Below are 13,328 nucleotides of genomic sequence, written 5' to 3' on the forward strand. Positions count from 1 at the left end.
CCTTTCTTAAATTCATAATACTCTAATCATATAGGAACTTTGAAAGTTATAGAAATCATACGCCTATTTTTCGAGAAAGAATTATCGCCCCATTAAGGCTTGTGCAATTTCTTCGTAAGACATGTCACTTCTGATTTCGTAGCTACCAGGTCTGACAAGAGGAGCGTAATTGTTATCTTCCAAGAAGCGGTCAAAATCAAAACGATCTTCAATAATATTTTGATCTAGCAACTGGCTCGCTGCAACACTACTTGGTTGCCCATCACCAATTGTAACGGTTGTCGTAACAACAGGATCTTCTTCAACTTCTTCTTCCTGATTTTCTTCTTCAGCTGCTTCTTCTGTTTCTTCGATGTCAGTATTTTCTGTTTGTTCTTCGTTGTTTTCTTCCGTTTCTTCCTCTGGTTGCTCTTCAGAAGCTTCTAATTGTGCTTCAGCAACAGGTTCTTCAACTTGAGCTACTTCCATTTCGGCTATTTTGTTCTGTAAGTATGATACTTCTGATCTCAACTCTTCTACTTCATCAGTCTGACTACTTGCAGAAGATGGTGTGGGAAAGACAACGTAAAATAGTGCAAGTAGAAGTCCAGAAATAAAAAATCCAAGTGCTAGTATACGTATATTTTTCTTAGACATTGAATAGTTCCTTTCGTTATCAAGATTTTTGTTAATTGATTCCATCCGCTATATAAGCATCAATCGTGTGTTGAACTGAAGCCTCAGAAACATGCAAATGTTCTGATATTTCTTTTGCAGACAGGCCTTGTGTAAATAACGTCAATATGTGTGTTTGCGTCATATTCGTTACACGATCAGGAAAAGTCTGTTCAGGATTTTCTATTTTAAGTTCTTTTTCAAGAGTTTTAACTCTTTTATTCAAACCATAAATAATTTGTACCAAATTCAATGAAACATCTTCTAGTTCTTTATACGTTCGATCTTTCTCTTCTTTTTTCAGAAATGAAACGACTAATAAAATAGCCGATATTCCAAAAAGTATTCCAATAATGATCCATAACTCCATGTTTTTTCCTCCTAAAGATTTATCGCCTTACAAATTCTACCATAATCCTAATTAAACAGGAAGAACTCGATGAACCTATAAACAAATTGTAATCTGTTTGCAAAGCAGTTTTTCTTTAAAACATAACAATTAACGTGTAAAATAGGATTTCAAGTCCAAAAAAGATAGCATTTTTTTTGGAAACATGGTATTCTAGTCAAGGCGAAAGACTAGACACCATGTTAGTCTTTAATTCAGGTAAGATTGGGAGGGACCATAATGCGAGTAAACGTAACTTTAGAATGTACAGACTGCAAAGAACGCAACTATCTAACTTCTAAGAACAAACGTAACAATGCGGAACGTTTAGAAGTTAATAAATATTGCCCGAGAGAGCAAAAAGTAACATTGCACCGTGAAACTAAATAATTCAAGCAAAAAAGCCGAAAGATCATCTCTCGGCTTTTTGTTTACAAAAATAGATCATCAGAGACTGTATTCTAATCTCTGATGGTCTATTTTCTTTGTTATACTCTTTTATTATTCTGCGTTATTTTGTGCTTCATTCGCAGCAGATTGAATATCTTCTACCGTTTCTTCGACTCCAGAATTATCTTCCTCAAATTCTCCCACTTTGAAATACGCATCCATAACTCGTCTTGCGGCTCTTGTATTTTCATGATTATTTCTTTCTGAGTCTCGCTCGGGCAAATAAGGAACAACTACAGCAACGGCAATTTCTGGATTTTCAAAAGGCGCATAACCAACATAAGTTAAGTTAATAACTCTTCCATCATTTCTTCCCAACTCTTCATCGTAATAGAACGCTTGAGCTGTTCCTGTTTTACCGGCAGACTCATAAGGTGTACCTGTGAAATAAGAACGAGCTGAACCTTGTGATCCATTAACTGCTTGATAAAATCCTTGTTGAACTCTGCTGAGTGCTTCTTCTTCAACAGGAACTTTGTTTAACACTTTAGGTTCGATTTCAGTTTTTAAAGCACCTACACCACCGGTTTCCGGATCAGTATCTCTTATCTCAGATACTAATCTAGGTGCAATTCTTATTCCGTCATTGGCTATAGTTGAAACATACTGTAGAAGCTGTAAGGTCGTATATGTATCATATTGACCGAAAGCTTCAAACAATGCCTCACCCGGTTGAGTGGGAGTACCCTTAAGACCAGTTTCTTCACTAGGTAAATCTATACCAGTATTTACCCCCAGTCCGAACATAGCATAATACTCTCGTTGTTTTTTAATGAGTTCATTATAGTTTAATGGTAAAGTTTGATCTCTAGTATAGTCCCAAATTCCGCCCATTCTCATAGCTAAACGAGCCATATAAACGTTTGAAGATCGTTCTAAAGCAGTAATATCATCCATTGATATAGAGCCACTTCTGTTGAACACAGAAGAAATGTCGTTAGATCCTCTAAACTTTAAGGGTGTATCTAGGATTACATTGTTACTAGAATCTAAAACCCCATCCATATATGCAGATAACACAGTTGCACCTTTTATAGAAGACCCCATATTGTAAGAAGAGGTGAATACGCCTAACGCATCATCTACTACCTCACCATCTTGAATTCGTTGTCCAGTCATCCCTAAAATATCTCCCGTTTTAGGATTCATAGCTGCAATATATATTCTGTCATTCTTACCTTCTCTTTTACCTAGAGAATCCTTTGCAATCTGCTCAAGAGTCCTCTGGAAATCAATATCAGAAGTTAAAATTAAGTTGTCTCCTTTACTACCTGAATATTTTTCAATCTGGTTAATGACTTCTCCTGAAGTATTTGTCTCTGTTTCTATGCTTGATTTTGTCCCTCTTAAAACTGATTCATATTGCGATTCTAAATAAGTTCTTCCTACCCGGTCATTTCTAGAATAGCCCATTGCAAGGTATTTACTGACTTTATCACTTGGAATACCTTGAGCTTCTGTGGTTACGCCACCTAGAACACTTCTAAGCATGTTCTCTTCCGGATATACACGTACCCAATCCGTACCCGTTCCAATACCAGGTAATTGACCTAAACTCTCGCTAACTCGAGCAATTTCCTCTTGAGACACATCTTCATTTTTAATATTAACTGTACTTAGTGCATACGAAGCATTCATCTTCTTAAATATAGCCGTAGCTATTTTTTCTTTATCACTAAAGTCAGATACATCTTCTTCTGAGACTTTATCCAAAAGCGCCTGATAAGATTTAGAGCCACTGAGCTTTTTCTCTTCATCTGACAAAGACTTATTTAATTCTTTTAAGTTGGTAGAGATATAATAATCCTGCATATCTCTTAAAGTGATGTCTCTTCCTTCATCACTATCAAATGGTGAAACATGAGGCATAGAGATATAATCTGCTAGTTTGAGTGAAAGTTCTGCCATATCGGTACTGTTGGTGTTTTTACCGCGTGTATAAGTGATCGTGTTTCTAGCTTCGTTTCCGACTAGTTTTTTTAGATTAGCATCAAAAATCTCTCCACGAGGAACACTACCCGTAATCGTAGTATTCTCTGTACGTTCTACTTCTGCACGATACTCATCTGCTCTAACAATTTGCAGATACCCAAGTCTTAAAATTAAAGCTGTAAATAACAGAAAAACGATAAAAAACAATAAATTCAGTCTAAAAGGAATATGGGATTTTTTTCTTTCGTTTACTTTTTTTGCTGGTTTAATCAAATAAAATACCTCCACTAATTTTGCGTAAATAAATAGATTCACTGTTTAAGGAATTAAGATTTTAAATATATTGTCTATATGCTCAAACTAGTTTACCAAACAGGAGGTCTTTTTTCTATAAGTTAAAAAGGAAATTTCTGTGAATTTGACTAAATTTATGTAAATCTTATCAATATCATTAATAGATCGGTATAATAAAACTATCTTTTTTATAGGAGGGAATCTATGGGTATTTATTTAGTAAGGCATGGTAAAGACGAAGATGGATTTCGTGGTGGCTGGAGTCAAAAAGGACTCACAAAAGAAGGAATTGAACAGTCGAAAAAATTAGGTCAATACTTAAAAATGAATCAAGAGGAGTTTTGTTTAAGTAAAATTATTACTAGTGATTTGGCAAGAGCATTCGAAACAGCTATACATATTGCAGATGCTCTTCAATTGCCTATTGAAAAATCTGAAGATTGGCGTGAAACCAATAACGGTTACTTAGCAGGACTGCCTAATGATGAAGCAGATCAAAAGTATCCTGGATTGTACTTTAATAGTCTACGAATGGATGAAAGTTACCCAGGTGGAGAAAGTCCAGACGACAATTTCAAGCGAATACAAAAAATACTGGATGAAGTACTCACAAATCCGACTGATAGAAAGTATAATGGAAACTTGTTAATTGTAACGCACGGAGGAGTAATTAACATCATTTATCATATTTTAAAAGGACTAAAATGGACAAATAAAAATAAACCCTATCTTACATCGCATACGAGTATGCATAAGATCGAATTCGTTAAGAATAAATGGGAAATTACTCAAGAAAATTTAGTCCAACATTTGATTTAACATTGACTGCTACCCATTACTGCATTTTCCAAAAAAAAAAGAAGAATCAGGAAGTACCAAGGTACTTTCCCAATTCTTCTTTTTTGAGCAATACTATTTGTCTGTCTCACTTTTCTTCTTAACATAAATACCCACTAGGTTTAAATGGGGATTCACAGTGTTATCATTAGAAGAAGTTAAGAACTTAAAGACCTAATTATTTTGCTGCTTCGTAACGTTTAGAAACTTCATCCCAGTTTACAACATTCCAAAATGCAGAAATGTAGTCAGGACGTTTGTTTTGGTAGTTCAAGTAATAAGCATGTTCCCATACATCAAGACCTAAGATAGGTGTTTTACCTAAAGATAATGGAGAATCTTGATTTAATGTGTCAATGACTTCCAATTTGCCATCAGTAACCACTAACCATGCCCAACCTGAACCAAAGCGGTTTGCACCAGTTGCGCTGAATTTTTCTTTGAAAGCTTCAAAACTTTCGAATGTTTCATTGATCGCTTCTGCTAAAGCTCCTGAAGGTTGTCCTCCACCATTTGGTGATAGAATTTCCCAGAATAAAGAGTGGTTTGCGTGTCCCCCACCGTTATTTTGAACAGCTGATTTGATATCAGATGGAACAGAATCAAGTTTCTGCATCAATTCTTCAATACTCAGTTCAGCCAACTCTGGGTGGTTTTCTAGAGCAGCATTTACTTTAGTTACATATGCAGCATGGTGCTTGTCATGATGGATGACCATTGTCTCCTCATCGATATGTGGTGCTAAAGCATCGTACGCATACGGTAATTCAGGTAAAGTATAAGCCATAATAAACATTCCTCCTGTTAATATTGTTTTTACTAAATTCATTCTAACATTAGAGATCATTTTATTAAAGAGGATAAGCTGGAATCTATTCAAATATTCGACACATATTCTGTTAATGACTCTTATATCAACTGAATATCAGGCAGAGAATAAAAGCTAACGTTGTTTTTTAATCTATTGGGATGTAAAATGATTAAAGTCTTTAAATTTGTTTATTATATAAAAAGGAAGGTCGCTATTGATTAATTACTTGAAATATTCTATTTTTAATCCTAAAAAGATTCACTATGCAAAAAATATGAGAAAAAGACAGATCGCTCAGTTGGTTGCAATAATCACCCTCTTTATCACAGTGATTAGTATTGTGAGAGTTGTACCGATATTACAGTCAATTCAAAAAGACGGACAGGAGATTGCTAGTGAACTTCCTGAATTTGATATCACTGATGGAGAATTAATAACTTCGGAAACGAATGCTTCTATTCATCAAACAAATTCTTTTCTTTTATTCTTTGATCCTAACGATCAAATTAGTTCCGAAGAGATAGATCAAAACTTAACACGTCTGAATGTCCCCGTAGGTATAGGATTACTGAAAGATACATTCTATCTAAGTTTTTTAGGTTATGGTGTTGATACATCGTATAATCAGTTAGAATCACTTGATAGTGCATCCATCAAAGTGCTTTTGAATGGCTTAGGTTCTTTTTCTTTATTGACTTATGCCTTCACTTTCGTAATTAGTTATATAGGTATCGGACTTATTGAGGTGTTTGAATTGCTCTTTATTCTCTTATTTGCAAATCTTTTTTCCAAACTCCTGCGCTCTGGCTTGATGTTCAAACAGAACTTGAGAATGGCTATAATGGCATCTGTTCTTCCAACAATAGCTTTAGAACTATCTTCTTTGTTCAATTTAGTTACGGTATATGCGTTTGAATTGAAAATTGGTTTATCCTTGTTTATTTTCTATCTGGCGGTAAAAGATATGAAAAAGACAACGACTCCTAAAAAAGAAGCTAAGACATAATAAAAAACACAATCTTACTAGTATCTTAAGTAGATACCAGTGAAGATTGTGTTTTTTTTTAAACTTACTTGCGATTTTTACGGTTGTTTTGTGTTAATTTTCTAGCTTTCTTTCTTTTCTCTTCTTTTTTACGCTCGATCTTTCTCTTATATCCAGGTTTAACATTTTTCTTAGCTTTTTTACGCATACCATGAATTTCCGAGTCAAAAGAGTCTTTATTGTTTTGATCTTTTCTCTGTTCTCTTCTATTACGGTCATGCGTATTTAGTACTTCATCATTTTTTATTTCTTTAGGTTGGAAAGTAATACCCATATTCTCTAATGTTTCAATTTCTTTTTCTTCACCTGGAGAATAAAGGGTAACGGCTATCCCGTCCATACCATTACGGCCAGTTCTACCGACACGGTGAACAAAGAAATCTAATTCATGAGGAATCTCGGCATTAATAACATGAGAAACACCTTTGATGTCTATTCCTCTAGCCGCAAGATCTGAGGCAACAACATATTGATAATCGAGATTCTGAATTTGTCTCATGACTCTTCTTCTTTCACGAGAAGAAATGCCACCGTGGACAACAGCCACATCAAGACCTTTATCTCTAAGACCTTTTGCAATCTCATCTACTCTATCTTTAGTGTTTGCAAATACTAAAGCCAAATAAGGTTGACCAATCGTTAACAATTCGTGAATCACATTAACTCGTTGTTTACCTTTCGTTGAAATCAACCAGTTTTCCACGGTATCAGAGATAATCTGCTGATTTTCGACTTTAATTTCAATAGGACTCTTCATATATTTTTTAAGGAATGGCTGAAGTGATTGCGGAATTGTAGCCGAAAATACGAGCATCTGCCCTTTTTCAGGAAGACGCGCAGCGATTTGATCGACTTCTTCCAAAAATCCCATATCCAGTGTCATATCAGCTTCATCGACAACCATGTAATTTGCTGTATGCGTTAATAGAACATTCTGGTTGATTAGATCAAACAGTCGTCCAGGTGTCCCAATCACAACATGGGGTTGTTTTTGAGCAAGCTTATCGATTTGTCTTTGTTTATCCGTTCCACCGATGAATTGTTGTACAATGATTTCTTGTTCCGAGTGTTCTGCTAATTGACTAGCTGCTTGGAATAACTGATCAGATAGCTCTCTACTTGGAGCCGTAATCACAACTTGTACTTGTTCATGTTCAGGAACGATTTTATTGAATAATGGCAGGAGGAAGGCATGTGTTTTACCTGAACCTGTTTGTGACTGACCAATAATGTCTCTCCCTTTTTTTACTTCTGGGATGACTTTTTTCTGAATTTCGGTTGGTTCATTAAAACCAATCTCTTTAATCGCTTCTATCAAGAAATTTTTCATATTATACTGTTCAAATGGGTGTGTCATTTTCTCGCCTCTTTCTTTAAGTCTTTGATATTGTACCAAACGTCTTTAATGCAATCTAGATTTATGCCATCATTCTCATTATTTTTCCTTATATTTGGCACATTTCCGATGAATTTAAAGACGATTTATTAGTTTAATGAAAATGTTTTAATCTTTTATCACCAACTAGTTTTAAAAACTTGCTCTTATAACATAATCCTTTATTTTTATTTTTGTATTTAACTTATTTTACTCGAACTGCTACAATACAGTTGCTAGAATTAGGAACAAAAAGTAAAATAGAATACAGTAACCTTTATACATGAATGTATAAGTAGAAAAGAGGGAAAGTATGTCTCAAGCAAATAAAGCACTCTTCATTATTTTTGGAGGTACTGGGGATCTTGCCCAGCGTAAATTATATCCTTCACTATATCGATTATATACTAAAGGATTTTTAGAAGAAAACTTTGCAGTTATCGGTACTGCTAGACGTGACTGGTCGGATGAACACTACCAGGAAATCGTTAGAGATTCAGTGAAAAATATCGGTGGATCTGAAGAACAAATAAAGACATTTTCTCAACATTTTTACTATCAGTCTCATAACGTTAAAGATACGGAACACTATGACACTTTGAGAGAATTATCCAATAAATTAGATGAAAAATACGAGATTGGTGGAAATAGAATTTTCTACTTATCAATGTCTCCAGATTTCTTTGGAACGATTACGAATCATCTAAAAAGTCAGAATCTGGTAAACGACAATGGATTTAACAGGGTCATTATCGAGAAACCTTTTGGTACAGACTATGAGAGCTCTGAAGCGTTGAATGACGAAATATTAGAAGCTTTCGAACCAGAGGATCTATATAGAATTGATCATTATCTTGGCAAAGAAATGGTACAAAATATATTAGCTTTTCGATTTGCTAACCCAATAATCGAACAAGTATGGAATAATCAATTCATTTCAAATATTCAAATTACGTTAAGCGAAGAATTAGGCGTCGAAGAACGCGCTGGCTATTATGATAAAAGTGGTGCTTTAAGAGATATGGTACAAAATCATATTATGCAGATTTTCAGTCTGTTGACTATGGAAGCACCCCTTTCTTTTAATTCCGATGAAATCAGAGAGAAAAAGATGGATGTTTTAGAATCACTTAAAGCTTTATCTCCTCAAGATGTTAAGGATAACTTTGTACGTGCTCAATATACTCAATCTGATAAAAAGTCTCTACAAGGCTATTTAGAAGAAGAAAATGTTTCTGAAGAGTCAACAACTGAAACGTATGTAGCCGGTAAAATGGAAATTGAAAATGATCGCTGGTCAGGTGTGCCAATCTATATAAGAACTGGAAAAAGAATGACTAAAAAAGAAGCTCAAATCAATGTAGTTTTCAAAAAAACTGAGACCCCTCTTTATAATGACATGTCTACTGATGCAAATGTCATTACCCTGTATCTTGGACCGAGTGAAGGGTTTTCCATTCAGTTAAATGAGAAAAAAATTGGAATGAGTATGGATACGACAATGATGCAATTTGATCACCTTAGAACTGAGGGGACAATTCAAGAAAGCCCTGAAGCTTATGAAAAGCTAATTTTAGATGGCTTGAATGGTGATAGAACGCATTTTGCTCACTGGGAAGAAGTTTCAAACTCTTGGAAATACGTCGACTCTATTCGTGAAGCATGGGATAAGGATTCTGAAAATCCTGCTAAATATGAAGCAGGAACAATGGGGCCAGAAGAAGCAGACAAGCTTTTGGAAAAACTAGGACATCAATGGGTTTGGAATCCAGAAAAATAAAAACGAAGAAGGTCAGAGAGTAGGCATTTATCCTTATACTCTCTGACCTTTTTTATGATTATTTTTTTTTGATTATTCCATGAGCCAGTAAAGCCATGCTTCCTAATATTACTGTTGAAAGAACAGGATGTTTAGAGGCTTTTACATAAAGACTTGATTTTCTTCTCCAGCCTTCACTTGTTCCTCTTTCGTGCAGACCAAATCCTGCTTCATGTAAAGCACTATCATCTTTAGGTCTTGAAGGTTTGCTAATGTGTTGAGTTGGATATGCATAATATTCTTCTATTTTATCCATTATTCTAGGAAAGCCTTTACCCAAAATACTCAATAGTTTTGCTTGTCCCCCGACAAACATATCTCTTTTAGGATGTTCAGCAGCAAAAAGAATGGCTTCCGCTACAGCTTCTGGAGGATAAATCATCCCTCTATGACCGGGTTGCTTTTCTAAATAGCTTTGAGCATGTTCATTATAGGGTGTATCGATTCGTCCTGGATGAATCAATGTGACAGATACAGGTATTCGATCTTTTTCAGCTTCCATTCTAAGATTTTCAGTCCAGCCATGGACAGCAAATTTTGCAGCAGAATAAGTTGATTGTACAGTAGTCCCTCTATCTCCAAAAAGACTTCCCACGTTAATTAATGCACCCGGTTCTTCTCGATTTTTGAAATGATTTACAGCTTCTCTAGAGCCATAAACGACTCCCCAATATACAGTATCAAATACTTTTTTCATATCTGGTATCGTTACATCGATGGCATGACCGAAAATAGAGACACCGGCATTATTGACCCATGTATCGAAGCGGCCAAACTCTGCTATGGCAGCTTCAGCAACCCTTTTTACATCCTCTTCAATACCAACGTCTGCTTTTACGTAAATTGCTTTCTGACCTTTTTCCTCAAATTCTTCGACGAGAGTTTTTAAAGCTTCTTCATTTCGTGAAACAAGAACTAAGTGAGCACCGTTATCTGCTGCCATTCTAGCAGTAGCTAATCCTATCCCACTTGATGCACCAGTGATCACAATGACCTGTTCTGCTAATTTCTTTAACTTTAATTTCATCATATTATGAGCAATTTTCAAATCTTTTTCTTCCATAATCTTATATCCTCCTCTATAGAATGAGTGCTTATACTCACTCATTCTATAAGGATATACAGATAATACAAATAATAGCGCTTGTTATTTTAGATTTGTTCATATATGAAGATGAATCCTCTATCTATTAAGTAAATTCGCTCTTTTTGAAAGATATTGATACATATTTGTCGCATGTTCTTCATCTTTTGAAATGATCATAATCGTATCATTACCTGCAACCGTACCCACAACTTCGGAAAAGTCAATATCATCCATCAAAGCACCCACTACATGCGCATTACCTGGAATAGTCTTGACTACATTCATGAATTGTACTCGGGTAATCGATTCAACAACTTCTTTTAAAGTAGAAGAAAGTTTATCTTCTATTGTGAGTTGATTGTTTTGATAAATTGTATATTTAGTTCCACCTCTAGAGCTGGGTGTTTTAACTAAATTCAATTCCTTTATATCTCGAGAAATCGTTGCTTGAGTTGCTTCAAGACCTTTATCTTTGAGTCTAATCAATAAATCGTCTTGTGTTCCGATCTCTTCGTTTAGTACCATTTGTTTAATCATCATTTGTCGTTCAGATTTTTTCATAAAGTCACTCCCACTAGTACATTTTTAAGATACTTCGTTATTATCTACTATAACTGATTACGTATAGAAATTCACTATATTTGTATTAAAACGCTTTCTGATCAACTCTGTACCGAATACTGTTGCTAGAGGTATCTAGCTTTGCTATAATACAAATGCTTATGCATAAACGTAAAAATAGATATTTACTACTAAAATTCATTTGAATTAAGTGAATAGTTAATGATTATACGTTGAACCATTAAATAGGACAATATAAATTAGGAGGATTTTTTTGGATTATAAACTGCTTGTAGCCCAGTCGCTACACGACGTCTTAAAAGATCAATTAGAATTAAACGAAATCAATCAACTTTTAGAAAAACCAAAAATGGTTGAACATGGAGATTTAGCCTTCCCTACTTTCCAACTTGCTAAACTCTTCCGTAAAAATCCAGCACAAATCGCTGCTGAACTACAAGATCAAGTGTCTTCACCAATCATTGAAAAGGTTCAAACAGTCGGACCTTACTTGAACTTCTTTTTGAAAAAAGATCAAGTCAGTCAGCTTGTTCTAAAAGAAATACTTGAACAGAAGGAACACTACGGTGCAGTCAATATCGGTAACGGGCAAAATGTTCCTATCGATATGTCTTCTCCTAATATTGCCAAACCGATGTCAATGGGTCACTTAAGATCTACTGTTATCGGTAATGCTTTATCTAATATTTTGTCTAGAGTTGGGTATAACCCTGTACGCATCAATTACCTCGGTGACTGGGGAACTCAATTCGGTAAATTGATCTCTGCATACAAAAAATGGGGTGCTGAAGAAGACGTTCGAGCAAATCCAATCAAAGAACTCTTAAGACTATATGTGTTATTCCATGAAGAAGCTGAAAAACATCCTGAACTTGAAGATGAAGGCCGTGCTTGGTTTAAAAAGCTAGAAGACGGTAACGAAGAAGCGATTGCCCTTTGGACATGGTTTAGAGAAGAATCATTAGCTGAATTTCAAAAAGTTTATGATCGTTTGAATATTCAGTTTGATTCTTATAAAGGTGAAGCTTTTTACAATGATAAAATGGATTCGGTTGTTTCGTTGTTAGGTAAGAAAAATCTATTAACGTTGAATCAAGGGGCACATATTGTTGATCTTGAAAAATATAATTTAAACCCTGCCCTTATTAAAAAATCTGATGGTGCAACGCTATATATGACTAGAGACTTAGCAGCTGCACTTTACCGTAAGGAAAACTATGATTTCTCTCAAGCCCTTTATGTCGTTGGCCAAGAACAATCCAATCACTTCAAACAATTAAAAGGCGTTCTTACAGAGATGGGTTATGACTGGGCTGAAAATATCCACCATATTCCATTTGGTCTAATTACTAAAGATGGTAAAAAGTTATCTACGAGAAAAGGTAAAGTCGTTCTTCTAGAAGAAGTTTTAAATGAAGCTTCGAGTTTAGCACTTCAACAAATCGAAGACAAAAATCCTTCTCTTGAAAACAAAGAAGTTGTTGCCGAGCAAGTTGGCGTTGGTGCAGTTGTCTTCCATGACCTTAAAAATGACCGTTTAAATAATTTTGACTTCACAATTGAAGAAGTTGTTCAATTTGAAGGGGAAACAGGACCTTATGTGCAATATACTCGTGCCCGTGGTTTAAGTATTCTTAAAAAAGCAGAAAAAGAATCATTCTCTACTTCTGAACAATATAGCTTGAATGACTCTTATAGCTGGGAAGTTGTTAAACTGATTCAAGAGTTCCCTGAGACTTTGATTCGTGCTTACAAACAATATGAGCCTTCTATTATTGCGAAACATTCGATTCATCTTTCACAAGCGTTTAATAAGTTTTATGCTAACGTACGTGTGTTGGATGAACATCCAGAAAAAGAATCGAGACTTGCGCTTGTCTATGCTGTTACAGAACTATTAAAACAAGACCTTACAATATTAGGTGTCGAAACTCCTGATAAAATGTAATGAAAAGAGGCTGGGACAAAAGTCCCAGTTAAATAATAAGATCCACCGGGAAATCTACTTGAGATTTTCCAGTGGATCTTATTTGTTTATGTAAGCAAAAGGAGCA

12 protein-coding genes are annotated in these 13,328 nt (G+C 35.1%); 5 read left to right on the forward strand and 7 right to left on the reverse strand.

Annotated features, from left to right (window positions below):
- Positions 1-81 precede the first annotated feature (81 nt).
- Entirely contained in the window at positions 82-636 is a 555-nt protein-coding gene (locus ACFP65_RS05385; protein ID WP_379916631.1) for a hypothetical protein, read from the reverse strand.
- Positions 637-667: 31 nt separating this feature from the next.
- Complete coding sequence (locus ACFP65_RS05390; RefSeq protein ID WP_225743951.1) at positions 668-1,024, reverse strand: helix-turn-helix domain-containing protein; 357 nt, start codon at positions 1,022-1,024, stop codon at positions 668-670.
- Positions 1,025-1,282: 258 nt separating this feature from the next.
- Between ACFP65_RS05390 and rpmG the strand changes: the two genes are divergently transcribed.
- The gene (gene rpmG, locus ACFP65_RS05395; RefSeq protein WP_379916633.1) at positions 1,283-1,432 is read left to right on the forward strand and encodes a 50S ribosomal protein L33; all 150 of its coding nucleotides are present in this window, start codon (positions 1,283-1,285) and stop codon (positions 1,430-1,432) included.
- 111 nt (positions 1,433-1,543) lie between these two features.
- Here the strand turns inward: rpmG and ACFP65_RS05400 are convergent, their stop codons facing one another.
- Entirely contained in the window at positions 1,544-3,697 is a 2,154-nt protein-coding gene (locus tag ACFP65_RS05400; RefSeq protein WP_379916635.1) for a peptidoglycan D,D-transpeptidase FtsI family protein, read from the reverse strand.
- Positions 3,698-3,922: 225 nt separating this feature from the next.
- Here ACFP65_RS05400 and ACFP65_RS05405 point away from each other — a divergent pair, with 225 nt between their 5' ends.
- Positions 3,923-4,537, forward strand: a complete 615-nt coding sequence (locus ACFP65_RS05405; protein WP_379916637.1) for a histidine phosphatase family protein — start codon at positions 3,923-3,925, stop codon at positions 4,535-4,537.
- A 196-nt stretch (positions 4,538-4,733) separates the two neighbouring features.
- Here ACFP65_RS05405 and ACFP65_RS05410 read toward each other — a convergent pair whose 3' ends face one another.
- Positions 4,734-5,342 carry a superoxide dismutase gene (locus ACFP65_RS05410; protein ID WP_225743948.1) on the reverse strand — a complete coding sequence of 203 codons (609 nt, stop codon included), beginning with the start codon at positions 5,340-5,342 and terminating at the stop codon, positions 4,734-4,736.
- A 238-nt stretch (positions 5,343-5,580) separates the two neighbouring features.
- On the opposite strand from ACFP65_RS05410, the gene ACFP65_RS05415 reads away from it, so the two are divergent.
- The gene (locus ACFP65_RS05415; protein WP_379916639.1) at positions 5,581-6,372 is read left to right on the forward strand and encodes a DUF1189 family protein; all 792 of its coding nucleotides are present in this window, start codon (positions 5,581-5,583) and stop codon (positions 6,370-6,372) included.
- A 64-nt stretch (positions 6,373-6,436) separates the two neighbouring features.
- Here the strand turns inward: ACFP65_RS05415 and ACFP65_RS05420 are convergent, their stop codons facing one another.
- Positions 6,437-7,768, reverse strand: coding sequence for a DEAD/DEAH box helicase (locus tag ACFP65_RS05420; protein WP_379916641.1), 1,332 nt, complete (start codon positions 7,766-7,768; stop codon positions 6,437-6,439).
- A gap of 331 nt (positions 7,769-8,099) precedes the next feature.
- On the opposite strand from ACFP65_RS05420, the gene zwf reads away from it, so the two are divergent.
- Positions 8,100-9,566: a glucose-6-phosphate dehydrogenase gene (gene zwf / locus ACFP65_RS05425; RefSeq protein WP_379916643.1), complete on the forward strand. Its 1,467-nt coding sequence runs from the start codon at positions 8,100-8,102 to the stop codon at positions 9,564-9,566.
- Between the two features lie 58 nt (positions 9,567-9,624).
- Here zwf and ACFP65_RS05430 read toward each other — a convergent pair whose 3' ends face one another.
- On the reverse strand, positions 9,625-10,668 hold the full coding sequence (locus tag ACFP65_RS05430) for an SDR family oxidoreductase (protein WP_379916645.1): 1,044 nt from the start codon (positions 10,666-10,668) through the stop codon (positions 9,625-9,627).
- 120 nt (positions 10,669-10,788) lie between these two features.
- Positions 10,789-11,253: an arginine repressor gene (argR, locus tag ACFP65_RS05435; protein WP_225743944.1), complete on the reverse strand. Its 465-nt coding sequence runs from the start codon at positions 11,251-11,253 to the stop codon at positions 10,789-10,791.
- A gap of 274 nt (positions 11,254-11,527) precedes the next feature.
- On the opposite strand from argR, the gene argS reads away from it, so the two are divergent.
- Positions 11,528-13,222 (forward strand): arginine--tRNA ligase, encoded by a 1,695-nt coding sequence (gene argS, locus ACFP65_RS05440; protein WP_379916648.1) that lies wholly within the window; start codon positions 11,528-11,530, stop codon positions 13,220-13,222.
- Positions 13,223-13,328 lie beyond the last annotated feature (106 nt).

Source organism: Marinilactibacillus sp. GCM10026970 (assembly GCF_042660675.1).
Taxonomy (GTDB): Bacteria; Bacillota; Bacilli; order Lactobacillales; family Carnobacteriaceae_A; genus Marinilactibacillus.

Excerpts from the sequence above, each read along its gene's own strand:
- ACFP65_RS05420 (WP_379916641.1), bottom strand. The coding sequence starts at position 7,768 with ATGACACACCCATTTGAACAGTATAATATGAAAAATTTCTTGATAGAA.
- ACFP65_RS05385 (WP_379916631.1), bottom strand. The coding sequence starts at position 636 with ATGTCTAAGAAAAATATACGTATACTAGCACTTGGATTTTTTATTTCT.
- zwf (WP_379916643.1), top strand. The coding sequence starts at position 8,100 with ATGTCTCAAGCAAATAAAGCACTCTTCATTATTTTTGGAGGTACTGGG.
- ACFP65_RS05390 (WP_225743951.1), bottom strand. The coding sequence starts at position 1,024 with ATGGAGTTATGGATCATTATTGGAATACTTTTTGGAATATCGGCTATT.
- ACFP65_RS05430 (WP_379916645.1), bottom strand. The coding sequence starts at position 10,668 with ATGGAAGAAAAAGATTTGAAAATTGCTCATAATATGATGAAATTAAAG.
- argR (WP_225743944.1), bottom strand. The coding sequence starts at position 11,253 with ATGAAAAAATCTGAACGACAAATGATGATTAAACAAATGGTACTAAAC.
- rpmG (WP_379916633.1), top strand. The coding sequence starts at position 1,283 with ATGCGAGTAAACGTAACTTTAGAATGTACAGACTGCAAAGAACGCAAC.
- ACFP65_RS05410 (WP_225743948.1), bottom strand. The coding sequence starts at position 5,342 with ATGGCTTATACTTTACCTGAATTACCGTATGCGTACGATGCTTTAGCA.
- ACFP65_RS05405 (WP_379916637.1), top strand. The coding sequence starts at position 3,923 with ATGGGTATTTATTTAGTAAGGCATGGTAAAGACGAAGATGGATTTCGT.